Below are 16,944 nucleotides of genomic sequence, written 5' to 3'. Positions count from 1 at the left end.
CTTCACAGGCCCCGCACCGGTTTTGTGACGGGTCACAGCAACCGGCCGCCGACTTTACGTTCCCGTCCAATTCACAGGATCCCGTCCACGGCTCATCGTGTGTGGACGCCGTCGCGTACCCCCTCGGGAGCCGCCATGCATCGCCGGACGTTCCTCCGTACGGTCTCCGCGGGTCTGGGCGCCGTCGCCCTGCCCGGCTCGCTCTGGCAGGAGGCGGCCGTGGCCGGGGTGGTGCGGGGCGCGAGCCCGTACGGGCCGCTGGGCTCTCCCGACGGCAACGGCGTCGCGCTGCCCGCGGGGTTCACCAGCCGGGTGGTCGCCCGGTCGAGCAGGCCGGTCGGCGGCATCCTCTGGCATCCGGCGCCCGACGGCGGCGCCTGCTTCGCCGACGGCGGCGGCTGGATCTACGTGTCCAACTCGGAGGTGCCGCTGGTCGGCGGCGCGTCGGCGATCAGGTTCCGGGCTGACGGCTCGATCGAGCGCGCGTACCGCATCCTGGACGGCACGAACCTCAACTGCGCGGGCGGCAGGACGCCGTGGGACACCTGGCTGTCCTGTGAGGAGATCTTCCGGGGCCGCGTCTACGAGACCGACCCGTACGGCGTGCGGATCGCGCAGCCGCGGCCGGCGATGGGCCGGTTCAAGCACGAGGCGGCCGCGTGCGACCCCGACCGGCGGGTCGTCTACCTCACCGAGGACGAGGACGACGGCTGCTTCTACCGGTTCGTCCCGTCCACGTGGGGCGACCTGTCGAGCGGCCGGCTGGAGGTGCTGTGCGGCGGCGACCCGGTGGTGTGGCGCCAGGTCCCCGACCCCACGCCCGCCGTGCTGCAGCGGCAGACGCGGCACCAGGTGAGCGAGGCCAGGCACTTCGACGGCGGCGAGGGCTGCCACTACGCCAACGGCGTCTGCTACTTCACGGCCAAGGGCGACCGCAAGGTGTGGGCGTACGACGCGGTCCGCGAGCGGCTCGGCTCGGTCTACGACGGCGGCGGCACGCTCGACGGGGTCGACAACATCACCGGCGCGCCCACGGGTGACCTGTACGTGGCCGAGGACGGCGGCAACATGGAGATCAACATCATCACGCCGGACGGGGTGGTGGCGCCCGTCCTGCGCGTCGACGGCCACGACGGGTCCGAGATCACCGGGCCCGCGTTCTCCCCCGACGGCACCCGCCTGTACTTCTCCTCCCAGCGAGGCTCCAGCGGCGGCAGCGCGGGCCTTGACGGCATCACGTACGAGGTGACCGGCCCCTTCCGCCACTGATTCCGCCCCCAGCACCGCTCCACCCCCCACTCCCCCCGAGAGGTGCCCCGCATGATCCGACGTCTGACCGCTGCCCTGGCCGCGCCCCTGCTGGTCCTCCTGCTGTCCCCGCCCGCCCAGGCGCGGGCCGCCGAGTCGTACGTCGCGCTCGGCGACTCGGCCGCGGCCGGCCCGCTCATCCCCAACCAGGTGCTGCCCGACCTGGGCTGCCTGCGCTCCGACCGCAACTACCCCCGCCTGACCGCGCAGGCGATCGGCGCCGCCTCGTTCCGCGACGTCACCTGCTCGGGCGCGAAGACCCGCGACATGTACGAGCGCCAGAACACCGAACTCGGCTCGGTGGCTCCGCAGCTCGACGCCCTGCGCCCGGACACCACGCTGGTCACGGTGCACATCGGCGCCAACGACGTCGGCCTGACCGGCTTCATCGAGGACTGCCTCAACCTGCTGCCGCCTCCGGTCGGCGACGCCTGCAACGACGACTACCGCACCCCGGACGGCCAGGACAGCTGGCGGGTCAAGACCGACGCCCTGCGGCCCACGCTGGTCAGGCTGGCCGGCGACATCCGGGCCCGGTCGCCGCAGGCCAGGATCTTCATGGTCGGGTACGCCACGTACGCGCGGCCCGACGGCTGCTATCCCCGCGTCCCGATCATCAGGCAGGACGCGAACTACATCCGGGCGACGCTGCAGTACTTCAACCAGATGCTGGCCGAGCAGGCGGCCGCCGCCGGGATCGGCTTCATCGACCTGCAGACCCCCAGCGTGGGCCACGACCCGTGCGCCTCCACGGGCACCCGCTGGATCGAGCCGTACGTCCCGGCCTCACCCGCGGCCCCGTTCCACCCGAACGCCCTGGGCATGCGTAACTTCGCCACCATCGTGACCTCGGCCGTGAACGCCGCGCGCTGACGCTCACCCGCCGTTCAGCGTGCGTCGGGCCGCCAGGGCCGCGCCGATGCGCTGGAGCTGGGCCGGGTCCATCGGGTCCAGCCCGGTCAGGGTGACGGCCCTGCGCAGCCGGTAGTCCACGGTGTTCGGGTGGACGTGCAGGCGCTCGGCCGTGCGCCGCCGGTCCAGGCCCGCGTCCAGGTACGCCTTGAGCGTGCGCAGCAGATCGGGGTTGCCGAGCAGCGGATCCAGCAGCCCGGCGAGGCTCGCCAGCGCCTCGCTGGGCCTGCTCAGCTGATACTCCAGCAGCACGTCGGCGAGCCGGTACGCGCCGGGCGGCCGGCCCAGGGTCCGCACCACCTCCAGCACCTCCTCGGCCAGCTTGGCGGCGGCGGGCACGCGGGCCGGCTCGGCGGGCTCGGCCGCGGCCCACACCGGGACGCCCGCGGCGCGGCCCGCCGCCGTCACCAGCTCGCCGGCCCGGCACCACCCGGGCTCGCCGGCGCCCAGCGGCACCAGCACCAGCCCGCCGGTGCTGTCGAGCGCCGACAGCACCTGCCCGGCGGCGTGCCGCTGCCAGGCGGCCCGGAACCGGTGCAGCTTGCGCAGGCCGGCGATAGGCCCGCCCTGGTCGTCGGCCGTCTCGTCCGGGTGCGTGCCGAGCGCGGTGGCGACGACCAGGTAGCGGGGCGCGAGCCGGACCCCGGCCAGCGCCTCCCGGTCACCGGCGAGCAGCGCGGCGACGGTCGCGTGCATGGTGTGCTGCTCCTGGCTGAGCATCGCCTCGCGTTCCTCCAGGTACGCGGCGCACACCGCGGACGTCACAGCGCCGGTGTAGCAGAGGATGAGCCGGTTGGCCTCCAGCACGTCGCCGAGGTCGCCGGGCCCGGCGTGGGCGAACAGGCTCTCCCACACCTTCGTCACCCCGAGCTGGTAGGCGGCAAGCAGCGCGTCGAGCGGCACCCCCTCCTGGGCGCGGCGCGCGGCCGAGGCGCGCAGGGGCGCCAGCTCGGCCCGCGTCGGCGGGCGCCGCTCCCGGAACATCCCGCTGATCAGTCGCAGGTTGTGCTCGGTGATGCGGGTGATGTCGCCGTCGAGCTCCTCCCGGGGCAGCCGCCGGTAGAGCGGGATCTCCTCGGCGAACTCGCCGACCAGCCGCCGCGCGAGGCGTACGAGGGGCCGCTCCAGCAGCTCGTGCACGCACACACCGCCCAGCATGAGGGGCCGCGGCGCATCTTCCGACACGGTCAGACCCTGTCAAACCACCCGTCGGAAGACAAGGGCCCACCCGCACCCCGGTCGTGGCCCCGTCCGGACGGGGCCACGACCCCGTGTCAAACGGACAGGATCTTCCGCAGGAAGCGCCCGGTGTGGCTCTCCTCCACCAGGGCCACCTCCTCGGGGGTGCCCGCCGTCACCAGGGTGCCGCCGCGCGAGCCGCCTTCGGGGCCCATGTCGATGATCCAGTCGGCCGTCTTGATGACGTCGAGGTTGTGCTCGATGACGATGACGGTGTTGCCGCCGTCGACCAGGCGTCCGAGGACGCCAAGCAGCCGCCGGATGTCCTCGAAGTGCAGGCCGGTGGTGGGCTCGTCGAGGACGTAGACGGTCCGCCCGGTCTGCCGCCGCTGCAGCTCGGAGGCGAGCTTGACGCGCTGCGCCTCGCCGCCGGAGAGCGTGGTGGCGGGCTGCCCGAGCCGGACGTAGCCGAGACCGACGTCGTGGAGCGTCTGCAGGTGGCGCTTGATGGCCGGGATGGCGTCGAAGAAGCCGAGCGCCTCCTCGATCGGCATGTCGAGCACCTCGGCGATCGTCTTGCCCTTGTAGTGGACCTCCAGCGTCTCGCGGTTGTAGCGGGCGCCGTGGCACACCTCGCAGGGGACGTAGACGTCGGGCAGGAAGTTCATCTCGATCTTGATGGTGCCGTCGCCGGAGCACGCCTCGCAGCGCCCGCCCTTGACGTTGAAGCTGAACCTGCCCGGCTGGTAGCCGCGCACCTTGGCCTCGGTGGTGGCCGCGAACAGCTTGCGCACGTGGTCGAACACGCCGGTGTAGGTGGCCGGGTTGGACCGGGGCGTGCGGCCGATCGGCGACTGGTCGACGTGGACGACCTTGTCCGCCTGGTCGATGCCGTTGATCCTGGAGTGGCGTCCGGGGACGGTGCGGGCGCCGTTGAGCTCCTTGGCCAGCGAGTTGTAGAGGATGTCGTTGACCAGCGTGGACTTGCCGGACCCCGACACGCCGGTGACGGCGGTGAACACGCCGAGGGGGAAGTCGATGTCGACGCCCTTGAGGTTGTGTTCGCGCGCGCCCTTGACGGTGATCTGCCGCTTCTTGTCGCGCTTGCGCCGGGTGGCCGGCACCGGGATGCTCCTGCGCCCCGACAGGTACTGGCCGGTGATCGACTCCTCGCTGGTCAGCAGATCCTGGACGGTGCCGGAGACGACGACCTGGCCGCCGTGCTCGCCCGCGCCGGGGCCGATGTCGACCACCCAGTCGGCGGCGGCGATGGTGTCTTCGTCGTGCTCGACCACGATCAGCGTGTTGCCCATGTCGCGCAGCCTGATCAGCGTGTCGAGCAGGCGCATGTTGTCGCGCTGGTGGAGGCCGATGGACGGCTCGTCGAGCACGTACAGGACACCGACGAGGCCGGAGCCGATCTGCGTGGCGAGCCGGATGCGCTGCGCCTCGCCGCCCGCGAGGGTGGCGGCGGCGCGGTCCATCGAGAGGTAGTCGAGACCGACGTCGAGCAGGAAGCCCATGCGGGCGTTGATCTCCTTGACCACCCGCTCGGCGATGTGCATGTCACGGTCGGACAGCTTGAGCCCGGCCAGGAACTTGGCGCACTCGCCGATCGACATCGAGGAAACCTCGGCGATCGACTTGTCGGCGACGGTCACGGCCAGCGTGACCGGCTTGAGCCTGGCGCCCTTGCAGGCTGGGCAGGGCACCTCGCGCATGTAGCCCTCGAACCGCTCCCGGGTCGAGTCGCTCTCCGCCTCCGCGTGACGGCGCTGCACCCACGGGATGACGCCCTCGTAGGTGGTGTAGTAGGCGCGCTGGCGGCCGTAACGGTTGCTGTAGCGGACGTGGACCTGCTCGCCGTGGCCGAACAGCAGCGACTTCTGCGCCTTCTTGGAGAGCTTCTCCCACGGGGTGTCGGGGGTGAAGCCCATCGCGTTGCCGAGCGCCTCGATCAGGCGGCCGAAGTATTCGCTGGCGTGGCCGCCGGTCCACGGGTGGATCGCGCCCTCGCGGAGCGTGCGCTCCGGGTCGGGCACGACCAGGTCGGGGTCGACCTCCATCTTGGTGCCGAGACCCGTGCACTCCGGGCAGGCGCCGAACGGCGAGTTGAACGAGAACGAGCGCGGCTCCAGCTCCTCGAACGACAGGTCGTCGTAGGGGCAGTAGAGGTGCTCGGAGTAGAACCGTTCACGGCCGGGGTCGCCTTCGGGCAGGTCGACGAACTCGAGCGTGATCGTGCCCCCGGACAGCTGCAACGCGGTCTCGACCGAGTCGGTGAGCCGCCGCCTGGCCGACTCCTTGACCGACAGGCGGTCGACGATGACCTCGATGTCGTGCTTCTCGTACTTCTTGAGCGTCGGCGGCTCCTCCAGCCGCACGACCGTGCCGTCGACGCGGGCGCGGGCGAAGCCCTTGGTCTGCAGCTCGCGGAACAGCTCGGCGTACTCGCCCTTGCGGCCGCGGACGACCGGGGCCAGCACCTGGAACCGGGTGCCCTCGTCGAGGTCCATCACCCGGTCGACGATCTGCTGGGGCGTCTGGCGGGCGATCGGGCGGGCGCAGACCGGGCAGTGCGGCTTGCCGACGCGCGCCCACAGCAGCCGCAGGTAGTCGTAGACCTCGGTGATCGTGCCGACCGTGGACCGCGGGTTCTTGCTGGTCGACTTCTGGTCGATGGAGACCGCGGGAGACAGGCCCTCGATGAAGTCGACGTCGGGCTTGTCCATCTGGCCGAGGAACTGGCGGGCGTAGGCCGACAGCGACTCGACGTAACGCCGCTGCCCCTCGGCGAAGATCGTGTCGAAGGCCAGGCTGGACTTGCCGGAGCCGGAGAGGCCGGTGAAAACGATCAGAGAGTCTCGCGGCAGGTCAAGCGAGACGTCCTTGAGATTGTGCTCTCGTGCACCACGCACGATCAGGCGGTCTGCCACGGCGATCCCGGAAGTCGAAAGGCGGATAGGTCCACGGGGGATGGTAGACGGGGGCCCCGACAATTTCGCTGAGCCGATCCCGGCCGGCCGGTGCCGCTCGCCGGAACTCCGTCCCTCTCAGATTACGGCCTCCAGGGCACAGCGCAGGAGGTCTTCCGTTGTCAACCGCATGACCTGTGCTTTTATGCCCGTGCCCCGCTGCGCCGGAGCGCGTGATGAAATATCGGTTCATGACTGTGCTTGCCGCGGTGCGGGAGGAACTGGCCGAGGAGACCGCCCGGTTGCTGGCCACCGCCGCCGCCCTCACCGACCCAGAAGTCCGCGCCCCGTCCAGGCTGCCCGGCTGGACCCGCGGCCACGTGCTCACCCATCTGGCCAGGAACGCCGACAGCCACGTCAACCTGCTTACCTGGGCCAGGACGGGCGTCGAGACCCCGCAGTACCCGAGCCCTGAGGCCCGCGAGGCCGGGATCGAGGCCGGCGCCGCCCGCCCGGCGGCCGAGCAGGTGGCGGACCTGCGCGACAGCGCCGCGCGCCTGGACCGCGCCGTCCGCGAGCTGCCCCCGGACGCCTGGCGGGCGCCGGTCGGCGGCCTGCGCCCGCCCCGTCACCCCGCCTGGTACTGCCTGGTCAGGCGGCTGCGCGAGGTGGGGATGCACCATGTGGACCTGGACGCGGGATACGGCCCCGCCGACTGGACGGACGCGTTCGTGGCCAGGGAGCTGCGCGACTGCCTGCGTACGTGGCCGCGCGACCGGAGCACGATCGGCGCGGCCCGGTTCGTCGGCCCGGGCGGCGAGACGCTGGAGGAGTGGCCCGACCTCGGCGACGGCCCGGTGGTGATGGGCACGCCGGCCGACATGCTGGCCTGGCTGACCGGGAGGTCGGAGGGAGATCGGGTTAGGGTGGTGACAGAGGGACGGCCGGTCCCGCCGCCACCGCCGTGGCTGACCGGCGTCGCCCCCGCTGACCTGCCCGCGACGCCTCCGAAGGACTACTGATGACCTACACCGGCGACGTCCAGGTCGGCGGCCCCGCCGACGTGCGGGAGCTGACCGATCTGAGCATCTCCAAGCTCGCCGTCGGCCCCTACGACAACAACGCCTACCTGCTGCGCTGCCGGGCGACGGGCGACGGCCTGCTCATCGACGCGGCCGCGGAGCCCGACCGGCTGCTCGCCCTGATCGCCGACAAGCCGGTCAGCACGATCGTCACCACCCACCAGCACGGCGACCACTGGCAGGCGCTCGACCAGGTGAGCAAGATGACCGGCGCCCAGGTCGTGGCGCACCCGCTCGACGCGCCCGCCCTGCCCGTGCCGGTCGGCCGCACGGTCGAGCACGGCGACCGGATCAACGTGGGCGACGTCACGCTCGAGGTCATCCACCTGCGCGGCCACACCCCCGGCTCGATCGCCCTGCTGTACGAGGGCGACGACGACCACAAACACCTGTTCACCGGCGACTCGCTGTTCCCCGGCGGCGTGGGCAACACCTGGAAGGACCCGGAGCGGTTCGAGCAGCTCTACACCGACGTGGTGGAGCGGATCTTCGACCGGCTCCCCGACCAGACGTGGGTCTACCCGGGTCACGGCAAGGACACCACGCTGGGCGCCGAGCGCCCGTCGCTGCCGGAGTGGAAAGCACGCGGCTGGTAGGAGCGCGGCCGGTCCGCGGGTCAGCCGCGCGACAGGACGCGCACAATCCGCTCGGCCGCCCGGGCGGGCTCGTCGACCAGGCCCACGAGCTCGCCCCACGACCAGCGGTAGAACCAGCCGTCGGCCAGCGGCACGCAGTCGACGGTCTCGGCGAGCATCACCGTGTCGGGATCGCTGACGCGCAGCACGGGCGGGTCGGCCCGGAGGGTGGCGCTCAGCCCGTGACGCTCCAGCTCCCCCGCCAGCTTGGCGAGGAAGTACGTGCGCGTGTGCTCGCGCGGGTTGGCCGGCATGGTTCCATGAAAGCCGATGACACCGGGAAAGTCCGCACTTTCCCGGCGCCGGAGGGTCACTGGCCGAGGCGGGCGGCCTCGCGCCGGAGCTCGCGCTTGTAGAACATCATCCGCAGCGGGATGGCGGCGACCAGGGCGATCTGCATGGTGGCGCCGATCTTGATCGGCATGTCGCCGCCCTCGGGCCAGGCGACCCAGAAGGTCAGGAACGCCACGTTCACCATGATCCAGGCGAGCACGACGGCGGCGAGCTGGCCCTTGGGCTTGGGGTATTCGATGCGGCTGACCATCAGCCACGCGACGGCGAGCACCCCGAGCAGCGTCCACACGCTGGGCTCGAAGAGCAGCACGATCGAGATCACGGTCATCGCGCCCATCGGGATGGGCAGGCCCATGAAGTCGCCGCTCTTGGTCTTGACGCAGGCGAACCGCGCCAGCCGGACCACCCCGGCGACCAGCACCGCCGCGGCGGCCGTGACCACGGCGGCGAACGGCACGGCATCGGTGAAGCCGCCCCAGATCACCACCATGAACGCCGGCGCGAAGCCGAAGCTGATCACGTCGGCGAGGTTGTCGAGCTCGGCGCCCATCGCGGAAGCGCGGAAGCGCCGGGCCACCAGCCCGTCGAACAGGTCGCAGGTGGCGCCGATGAGCAGCAGCACCACCGCGGTGGCGAAGTAGCCGGGCGCGGGCGTGAAGTCGCCGCTGGTGCGCAGCGCGTCGAAGACGGACGCGGCCAGCACGCACACGGCGAGGAACCCGCACAGCGCGTTGCCCAGGGACAACGAGTCCGCGGCGGACAGACGGAACGCCTTGCCGACGGGGCCGCGAGGTTCTTCCTCTTCAGCCGCCTGCCAGCCACCGGCGTCAGCCGTGGTCAATTCTGGTCACCCCCGCAACCGTCTTCTCGCCCACGGACACCGCGGAGGAGATCCCTTCGGGAAGGTAGATGTCGACCCTGGAACCGAAGCGGATGAGCCCGATGCGCTCACCCTGCGCGACCTTCGCGCCGGCAGTCAGGTAGGGCACGATCCTGCGCGCCACCGCGCCCGCGATCTGCACCATCTCGACGTCGCCGAGCGCTGTCGCGAAATGCCACACCACGCGCTCGTTCTGGTCGCTGTCCTTGTTGAATGCCGGCAGGAACCCACCCGCCACATGCTGCACGGAGGTGACATTTCCCGCAAGAGGTGCACGATTGACGTGGACGTTCACCGGGCTCATGAAGATGGCCACCCGGGTGCGGCCGTCGGGCCACGGGTCGACGCTCTGGACGACGCCGTCGGCCGGTGACAGGATCCGCCCGTCCCCGACCGTGCGGTCGGGGTCGCGGAAGAACCAGAGCATCGCGCCGGTGAGGGCGCCCAGCGGCACGGCCGCGAACGCCCATCGGCGGTCCCGTCGCGTCAGCAGCGCGGTGGCGGCCGCCGCGGCCGTCGTGGGGAGGAGCCACGGGGAGACCCCGCGTGCGAGCCTGACCCGGCTCGACTTTGCAGAATCGACTGACACGTACAACCTTTGGTGGTGACTGAACGGAGCGCTTTTGCCGTGATGGTACAGAACCCGCAACTATGACACGATACAGCTTCTCCAGCAAAGCGCCTCGAAAGCCGTTTAGCTAGACCTTCTCCGAGGCCGCCTTCACACTCTTGCGCATGTCGACGCGGGCCTTGATCAAGCTTGCCACGGTGGTGATCACCATCGTGGAGCCGATGACCGTGAGGGACACCCAGATCGGGATGTGGGGCGCCCAGGAGACTCCACTGGAGTGCAGAGCTTCCAGAACCAGCTTAACCCCGATGAATCCCAGGATGAACGCGAGCCCGTAGCTGATGTAGACCAGCTTCTGCAGCAGGCCGCCCAGCAGGAAGTAGAGCTGACGCAGTCCCATCAGGGCGAACGCGTTGGCGGTGAAGACGATGAACGGGTCGGTGGTGAGCCCGAAGATCGCCGGAATCGAGTCGAGCGCGAACAGCAGGTCGGTGCTGCCGATGGCGATCATGACGATCAGCATCGGGGTGACCATGCGCTTGCCGTCGATCTTCACGGTGATCTTGGAGCCGACGTATCCCTCGGTGGTGGGCAGGCTCCGGCGCACCCAGCGGAGCAGGAGGTTCTCGTTGACCTCTTCCGCCTCGCCCTTCAGGTGGCCGCGGATGATGTTGATCGCCGTGTAGATCAGGAAGGCGCCGAAGACGTAGAACAGCCAGCCGAACCGTTCGAGGGCGGCGGCGCCGAGCGCGATGAAGATGCCGCGCATGACCAGCGCGAGCAGGATGCCGATGAGGAGCACCTTGTGCTGGTAGGCCTTCGGCACCGCGAACCGGCTCATGATGATGAAGAAGACGAACAGGTTGTCGACGCTGAGGCTGTACTCGGTGATGTATCCGGCGAAGAACTCCCCGGACTTCTCCGGCCCCGAGGTGAACCAGAGGATCACGCCGAAGATGACGGCCAGGGTCACGTAGAAGCTGACCCAGGCGCCGGCCTGGCGCATGGAGAACTCGCGGGCCTCGCCGCGGTCGACGATCCACAGGTCCACGGCGAGGACGATCAGAAGACCGCCGATCACGACGATCCACGCCCACAAGGGTTCGGTCACGTTGTACAACCTCCGGCACGCAGGACTGACTGCCGGAGGTCTCTCCCGCCCGCCAAACCCGCGGACCGGCAGCCCCGGGGGCCCCGTGGATCGGGGCTACACCGTGATGACGAGGCTGCCGCGAAGGGATACTCCCCTCCCCAACTCACGCAGTATACGAGAACGTCTCAGTGCAATGTCATCTTCCCTCTGGATCACAAACCGGTGCGGTCCGTCACGACCGGCTGTAGGCCGCGAGCGCGCTCCGCACCGCGTCGTCCTCCCCGGGCAGCTCCTCGCCCCTGCGGGCGGCCGCCGCCGCCCACCGGGCCGCCTCCCCGGGATCGGAGATCAGATCCTGTACGGCGGAGCGCAGGGCGGCAGGGTCACCGTAGGGGACGAGGATCCCCGCGTCGCCGACGAGGCCGGGAACGCCGCCGACGGCGGTGGCGATGACGGGTGTGCCGGCCTTGAGCGTCTCGCTGACGCTGAGCGGCAGCCCCTCCCACCGGCTGGCCCAGACCGCGACGGTGGCGGCGGCGAGCAGGTCGGGCACGTCGTCCCGGTTGCCCAGCAGCACCACGGGCAGGCGCTCGGCGTCGATCCGGCGGCGCAGCTCGCCCCGCAGCGGCCCCTCTCCGGCGATCGCGAACAGCGGCGGCGGATCCTGCCACGGGCCGGCGGCGGCGTCGAGCAGCGTCTCCAGGCCCTTCTGCTGGGCGAGCCTGGCGACGGTGAGCACGAGCGGCCGGTCACCCGCCCCCAGCTCGGCCCGCACCTCCCCGGGCGTCCGCCGGGGCTCCCGCAGGGGCGGCGCGGGCACGACGGCGGGCCTGACGTCCCGCGCGCCCAGCGCGCTCATCCGCTCCCCCAGATCGGGCGAGACCACCAGCACCCGGTCCGCCCGCCGGGCCACGATCCGCTCCAGCACCCCGTACACGGCCCCGACGAACCCTCCGGCCGTCAGTGCGTTGTGCAGCGTCACCACGAGCAGCGGCACCCTCTCCCCCGCCGGCGCCCCGAGGGAAGCGGAGGCCGCCTCGGCACGCCGGGGCATGGCCAGGGCGGCCAGCGCGCCGGCGCGCAGACCATGGGCGTGCACGACGTCGGCCCCCCGTACCACCCGCCGGACGGCCAGCACCGCTCGCGTGTCGTTCACCGGATGCGGCCGATCGGACACCGGAACCTCGACGAACCGGACACCGGCCGCACTGAACCCGAACTGCTCCCCGACCTCCCGCGGACCGGCGGCCACCACCCGGTGCCCGCGCCGCACCAGCCCCGCGGCCAGCATGCGCACATGCCGCCCGGTCCCTCCCGTCGTGGTGCCCACCACGTAAGCCACTCGCACCCGTACCCCTCCCTCTCCAGCATCGAGGCCGCCACCACCCAGCCCGGCCCGGTCACCCTCCGGGCGCGCGCCGCCGGAGGACCCCGGCCACCGCCCGGGCGTCGTCCCTGTCGACCAGCACGACCACGCCGGCGCCCACCGCGACCGCCACCACGGCGGCCAGCAGCGTGACGCCCAGGTTCGCCCACACCCCGTGCGCCCCGATCCCGGAGGCCGCCCAGGCCCCCGCCAGGAACCCGGCCGCGCCTCCCGCGACGGCCGCGCCCAGCGCCCGGCCGAGCCCGGCCATGGCCGCACGGCCGCGGGCCGCGACCACGTACCCGAGCATGAGCGCCCCGCCGGCGGTCATCCCCACCGTCATCCCGAGCCCCAGCCCGGCGATGCGCCACCCGTCCGGCAGCGACAGCGCGAAGACCGTCTGCGCCACGATCGTCACCGACCACCCGGACACGGTGCCCACGGCGGCCCCCCGCCCCCGGCCGGTCGCGTACAGGACCCGGCTGAGGTGCGCGATGAGCCCGTATCCGATCAGACCAGGAGCGAACAGCGCCACGGCCCGCGCCAGCGCCAGCGGGTCCACGTCGCTCTTGTCGGCCAGGAACACCGCCGCCCCGGGCTCGGACGCGGCGGCCAGCACCCCGGCGGCCACCCCGGAAACGAGCACGATCGCCCGGGTGGTGCTCGCCGCGAGCCGGGCGAACGCCTCGTCCTCCCCCACGCCGGCGTGCGCGGACAACCGGGGGAACGCGCTGGTCGCGATGGGCACGGCGAGCACCGCGTACGGCACCAGGTAGATCGCCCAGGCGTAGTTGTAGACGGCCAGCGCCCCGCCGCCGATGACGTCGTTGGCCAGCAGCAGCACCACGACCATGGCGGCCTGCTGGGCGAGCAGCCCGGCGATCCCGGCCAGGGCGAGCCTGCGCACCTGCCCGGCCACCCCGTCGGGGAAGCGCAGCGTGGGCCGCCACCGCACGCCGAGCCGGGCGGTCGGCCCGATCACGGTGAGGACGAGCGCGAGCACGCCGAGGCTGGTGCCCGCCGACAGCGCCAGCTCGGCCGCGCGCGGCACCCTCTCCGGCGTGGCGATCCCGCCGCTGAGCGGCACGAACATCAGGTACGCGACAATGACCACGATGCTCGACACCAGCGGCGCGAGCGCGGGCCCGGCGAACCGGTGGTGCGCCTGCAGCAGCCCGTAGAGCACGACCGCGATCCCGTACAGCGGGATCTGCGGGGCGAAGATCACCAGCATGCGGGCGGCGACGTCGACGGCGGCGCGGCCGCACCCCTCGATGGCGAACAGTCCCATGATCGGCCCGGCGAGCAGCGCGGTGAGCACGGCCACCGGCACGAGCACCACGAGCACCCAGGTGAGCAGGGCGGAGGCGATCCGCCCCACCCGCTCCCTGGCGTCCTCGGACACGGCTCCGGCGAGCACCGGCACGACCATGCCGGCCAGCGCGCCGCCGACGACGACCTCGAAGACGATGTTCGGGATCTGGTTGGCGGTGAAGTACGCGGACGTCAGGCAGTTGGTGCCGACCGTGCGCGCGAGCGCGTACTGCTTGGCGAAGCCGGCCACCCGGGCCAGCACGGTGATCGCGCCGATGAGCAGCGCGCCGCCGGCCACGCCACGGGCCAGCCTCGCCTCGCGTTCGGTCAACGGGTCACGCGTCGGCGGGGCGGCGGCCCAGCAGGTCGAGCCGGTTGAGCACCTTGTTGCCCGCGATGACCTTGGTGAAGCTGATCTTCTCGGAGGCGGCGGTGAGCGCGGCCACGGTGCCGAGCAGGACGAGCCTGCCGGGACGGCCCAGCTTGGTCACCGCGGCCAGGCCCAGCAGCGCGCCCAGCGCGTTGGCGCCCGCGTCGCCGAGCATGGCCCGCTCGCCCAGGTCGTCGGGGAGCAGCGCGGCGGCGGCGCCCAGCGGCACGGCGGCCAGCGCGGCCGTCGCGGGCGAGTCGCCGGCCACGGCCGCCGCCAGCAGCGGCCCGCCGGTGAGCAGCCCGACCTTGATCGCCCGGCCGGGCCGCAGGTCGAACAGGTTGGCCAGGTTGGCCGCGCCCGCGACGACCGCGCCGTTGACGAGCGTGTCGGCGGGGCCGTCGGACACCAGCGCGGCGGCGGCCAGCCCCGTCGCGCCGATGCCGAGGATCTTGACCGCGCCGCTGGTGACCTCGCCCCGGGCGAGCGCGCTCAGGTGGCCCTTGAACCCCTTGGACGAGGTCGTGCCGTAGAGGTCGTCGTAGGCGCCGAGCGCGCCGCTGCCGGCTCCGGCCAGCAGCGCCGCCGCCCGCGCGCGGGCGGGCAGGCCGGGCGCCAGCGCGGCCGCGGCGCTCGCCCCGGCCACGAACGCGGGCCCTTCGAGCAGCGTGATGGGCTCGCCGCGGTGGTTCTTGCGGGTCCAGCGGCTGGCGGGGTCGCCGCCCCCGCCTTGCGTACGGGTGAGCGCGGCGTAGGCGGCACGAGCCGCGGCGGCGCCGATCGCGGCGCCCGCGAGGGCGTAGAGCAGGCCACGGGCCATGTCAGCTCCCTGACTCGGTGGACGACGGGGCCGGGCTGGGTGTCACCGGCTGGAACGCCGTGGCTCCGGCGCCGGTGCCGTACTGGCCCACGCCCCCGGTCGCTTGCTCTCGCAGAGCGTAGACGATCACGACCTGGCCTTCAGGCATATCGACGTTGTCGACGCTGGAGACCCGCTTGGCGGTCTCGCTGTCGTCGCGCAGGGCGGTGATGGCGCCGCCCGGCGCGGCGGAGGTGGCGGCGGCGCCGGCCATCACGGCGCCCTTGCCGCCGGCGTCGATCCCGCCCGCCACCGAGACGAGCGCCGCCGCCTGGCTTTCGGCGTTGTCTCCCTCGTACGGCGCGTCGGGCGAGTAGAGGACGGCGAGCGTGGCGCGGTTGATCGGCTCGTCGTTGTCGTCGATGAAGTCGACGTCGATGAACCCGCCCGTCTGGAGGCCGTCGACGACGGCGGACGTGGCCTCGTTGGGGGTGCCGGCCAGCGCCGGGTCGGCGGTCATGAGCGTGGCGGCGAGCAGGGTGGCGGCCTTGTCGTGCACGGTGGCCGTGTCGGCGAAGGCCATCTCGGCGGGCTTGAGCTGGTTGACCAGGCCGTCGAGCACGCCGGCGCTCTTGGGGTCGAAGAACTTGTCGAGCAGCAGGAGCCGGCCGGTGACCTTCGCGCCCGCCTCGGCGAGCACCTGCTCGGTCAGCTCGCGATAGGTGGAGCTCGCGCCGGGCGCCTCCACCAGCAGCACCTGCTCACCGGCGAGCCCGCCCTGGACGAGCTGCGGGGTGAGGGTGGTGATGAACTCCTGGTGGACCTGCTCGCGCCCCTTCATCACGTCGAGCTCGCCGCGCAGCCCTTCGTTGGTCTGGGTGAGCTGACGCGTCATCTCGTTGGCCGTCTTGATCGCTGGATCCTGCAGCAGGTTCGTGCCGAGCACGATGCCGACGGCCAGCGCCAGGAAGATGGCGACGATGGAGACGAGGTGATAGCGGAAATCGATCACGAGAAGAGTCCGACCAACCAGAAGATGAACGCGTTCCAGACGTCTTGCAGGCCGTTCAGCCAGATCTGGCCGAGCGGTGAGGCGGAGAGAGCGACGCCCATGGTGACCAGCGCGGTGGCCGCCAGGAGCAGCAGCTGGGAGGTGGTGATGCGACTGCGGTAGAGCATGCTGACGCCCTTGGCGTCGACGAGTCTGCTGCCGACGCGCAGCCGGGTGAGAAACGTGCTCGCCATGCCGGAGCGGCCCTTGTCGAGGAACTCCTCCAGCGTGCCGTGGGTGCCGACGGCGACGATCAGCTCGGCGCCCTTCTCGTCGGCCAGCAGCATGGCGATGTCCTCGCTGGTGCCGGTCGACGGGAAGACGACCGCCTCCTGGCCGAGCTGGTGGACCCGCTCCAGGCCGGGCGCCCGGCCGTCGCGATAGGCGTGCACGATCAGCTCGGCGCCGCAGGTGAGCGCCTTGGCGGAGACCGAGTCGAAGTCGCCGACGATGACGTCGGGCAGGTAGCCCGCCTCCAGCAGCGCGTCGGCGCCGCCGTCGACGCCGATCAGGACGGGACGGTATTCGCGCAGGTAAGGGCGGAGGGTGGCGATGTCTTCCTTGTAGTGGTAGCCGCGGACCACGATGAGCGCGTGCCTGCCCTCGATCTTGGTGCGGATGTCGGGCACGCCCACGCCGTCGATGAGCAGCTTGCCCTCGCCGCGGACGTACTCCATCGTGTTGACGGCGAACGCCTCGATCTGCACGGCCAGCCCGGCGCGGGCCTCGGCCATGGCCGCCTCGATGGACTCTGCCGTCTGCTCCTCGCCCTTGCCGACGACCTCGTCATCCAGGTAGACGATGCCCTCGTGGAGCCGGACGACGGCGCCGTCCTTGACCCGCTCGAACAGCTCCTGGCTGGCATTGTCGACGAACGGGATGCCGGCCTCGGCGATGATCTGGGGGCCCAGGTTGGGATAGCGGCCGCTGATGCCGGCGGCGATGTTGACCACGCCCGCCGCTCCGCACGCCACAAGGGCCTCCGCGCTGACCCGATCGACGTCGACGTGGTCGATGACGGCGATCTCGCCGGGCTGGAGGCGCTTGGTGAGCCTCTTGGTCCGCCGGTCGATCCTCGCCACACCGGTGACGCCGGGAAGGTCGTTGGCCTTCTTCGCGCGGAGGCCCGGCATCCTGTTCCCCGGAACCTTCATCAAGACCATCCTGCCAGAGCA

The 16,944-nt window shown here is 71.9% G+C and carries 15 protein-coding genes; 4 read left to right on the top strand and 11 right to left on the bottom strand.

Annotated elements, in window-relative coordinates; all coding sequences use genetic code 11:
• The first annotated feature begins 135 nt into the window (after positions 1-135).
• On the top strand, positions 136-1,269 hold the full coding sequence (locus FR742_RS13305) for an alkaline phosphatase PhoX (protein WP_148031255.1): 1,134 nt from the start codon (positions 136-138) through the stop codon (positions 1,267-1,269).
• A 51-nt stretch (positions 1,270-1,320) separates the two neighbouring features.
• Complete coding sequence (locus tag FR742_RS13300; protein ID WP_148031254.1) at positions 1,321-2,181, top strand: SGNH/GDSL hydrolase family protein; 861 nt, start codon at positions 1,321-1,323, stop codon at positions 2,179-2,181.
• Positions 2,182-2,184: 3 nt separating this feature from the next.
• Here FR742_RS13300 and FR742_RS13295 read toward each other — a convergent pair whose 3' ends face one another.
• On the bottom strand, positions 2,185-3,405 hold the full coding sequence (locus FR742_RS13295; protein ID WP_148031253.1) for a CdaR family transcriptional regulator: 1,221 nt from the start codon (positions 3,403-3,405) through the stop codon (positions 2,185-2,187).
• Between the two features lie 89 nt (positions 3,406-3,494).
• A complete protein-coding gene (gene uvrA, locus FR742_RS13290; RefSeq protein WP_148031252.1) occupies positions 3,495-6,335 on the bottom strand; it encodes an excinuclease ABC subunit UvrA in 2,841 nt (946 codons plus the stop codon).
• A gap of 230 nt (positions 6,336-6,565) precedes the next feature.
• Here uvrA and FR742_RS13285 point away from each other — a divergent pair, with 230 nt between their 5' ends.
• Both FR742_RS13285 and FR742_RS13280 read left to right on the top strand, forming a co-directional pair.
• Positions 6,566-7,336 (top strand): maleylpyruvate isomerase family mycothiol-dependent enzyme, encoded by a 771-nt coding sequence (locus tag FR742_RS13285; protein ID WP_148031251.1) that lies wholly within the window; start codon positions 6,566-6,568, stop codon positions 7,334-7,336.
• Positions 7,336-7,992 carry an MBL fold metallo-hydrolase gene (locus tag FR742_RS13280; RefSeq protein WP_148031250.1) on the top strand — a complete coding sequence of 219 codons (657 nt, stop codon included), beginning with the start codon at positions 7,336-7,338 and terminating at the stop codon, positions 7,990-7,992. Before FR742_RS13285 ends, FR742_RS13280 begins: the two co-directional genes overlap by 1 nt.
• Before the next feature lie 20 nt (positions 7,993-8,012).
• Here the strand turns inward: FR742_RS13280 and FR742_RS13275 are convergent, their stop codons facing one another.
• The 9 genes from FR742_RS13275 to steA all read right to left on the bottom strand — a co-directional run bounded on the left by FR742_RS13275 (position 8,013) and on the right by steA (position 16,923).
• Positions 8,013-8,285, bottom strand: coding sequence for a hypothetical protein (locus FR742_RS13275; RefSeq protein ID WP_148031249.1), 273 nt, complete (start codon positions 8,283-8,285; stop codon positions 8,013-8,015).
• A 56-nt stretch (positions 8,286-8,341) separates the two neighbouring features.
• On the bottom strand, positions 8,342-9,166 hold the full coding sequence (gene pssA, locus FR742_RS13270; RefSeq protein WP_148031248.1) for a CDP-diacylglycerol--serine O-phosphatidyltransferase: 825 nt from the start codon (positions 9,164-9,166) through the stop codon (positions 8,342-8,344).
• Positions 9,153-9,794, bottom strand: a complete 642-nt coding sequence (locus FR742_RS13265; RefSeq protein WP_187281417.1) for a phosphatidylserine decarboxylase — start codon at positions 9,792-9,794, stop codon at positions 9,153-9,155. Before FR742_RS13265 ends, pssA begins: the two co-directional genes overlap by 14 nt.
• A gap of 109 nt (positions 9,795-9,903) precedes the next feature.
• Complete coding sequence (locus tag FR742_RS13260) at positions 9,904-10,887, bottom strand: TerC family protein (protein WP_148031247.1); 984 nt, start codon at positions 10,885-10,887, stop codon at positions 9,904-9,906.
• A 214-nt stretch (positions 10,888-11,101) separates the two neighbouring features.
• The gene (locus FR742_RS13255; RefSeq protein WP_148031246.1) at positions 11,102-12,217 is read right to left on the bottom strand and encodes a glycosyltransferase; all 1,116 of its coding nucleotides are present in this window, start codon (positions 12,215-12,217) and stop codon (positions 11,102-11,104) included.
• Positions 12,218-12,269: 52 nt separating this feature from the next.
• Positions 12,270-13,880 (bottom strand): murein biosynthesis integral membrane protein MurJ, encoded by a 1,611-nt coding sequence (gene murJ / locus FR742_RS13250; RefSeq protein ID WP_148031245.1) that lies wholly within the window; start codon positions 13,878-13,880, stop codon positions 12,270-12,272.
• A gap of 4 nt (positions 13,881-13,884) precedes the next feature.
• A complete protein-coding gene (locus FR742_RS13245; RefSeq protein ID WP_148031244.1) occupies positions 13,885-14,739 on the bottom strand; it encodes a hypothetical protein in 855 nt (284 codons plus the stop codon).
• A 1-nt stretch (position 14,740) separates the two neighbouring features.
• A complete protein-coding gene (locus FR742_RS13240; RefSeq protein WP_148031243.1) occupies positions 14,741-15,730 on the bottom strand; it encodes a copper transporter in 990 nt (329 codons plus the stop codon).
• A complete protein-coding gene (gene steA / locus FR742_RS13235) occupies positions 15,727-16,923 on the bottom strand; it encodes a putative cytokinetic ring protein SteA (protein WP_148031242.1) in 1,197 nt (398 codons plus the stop codon). Before steA ends, FR742_RS13240 begins: the two co-directional genes overlap by 4 nt.
• Positions 16,924-16,944: the final 21 nt, after the last annotated feature.

Source organism: Nonomuraea sp. C10, from assembly GCF_008017515.1.
GTDB lineage: Bacteria > Actinomycetota > Actinomycetes > Streptosporangiales > Streptosporangiaceae > Nonomuraea > Nonomuraea ferruginea.
The sequence above is the reverse complement of the archived record's forward strand: the minus strand, read 5'-3'. Positions and strand labels throughout refer to the sequence as shown.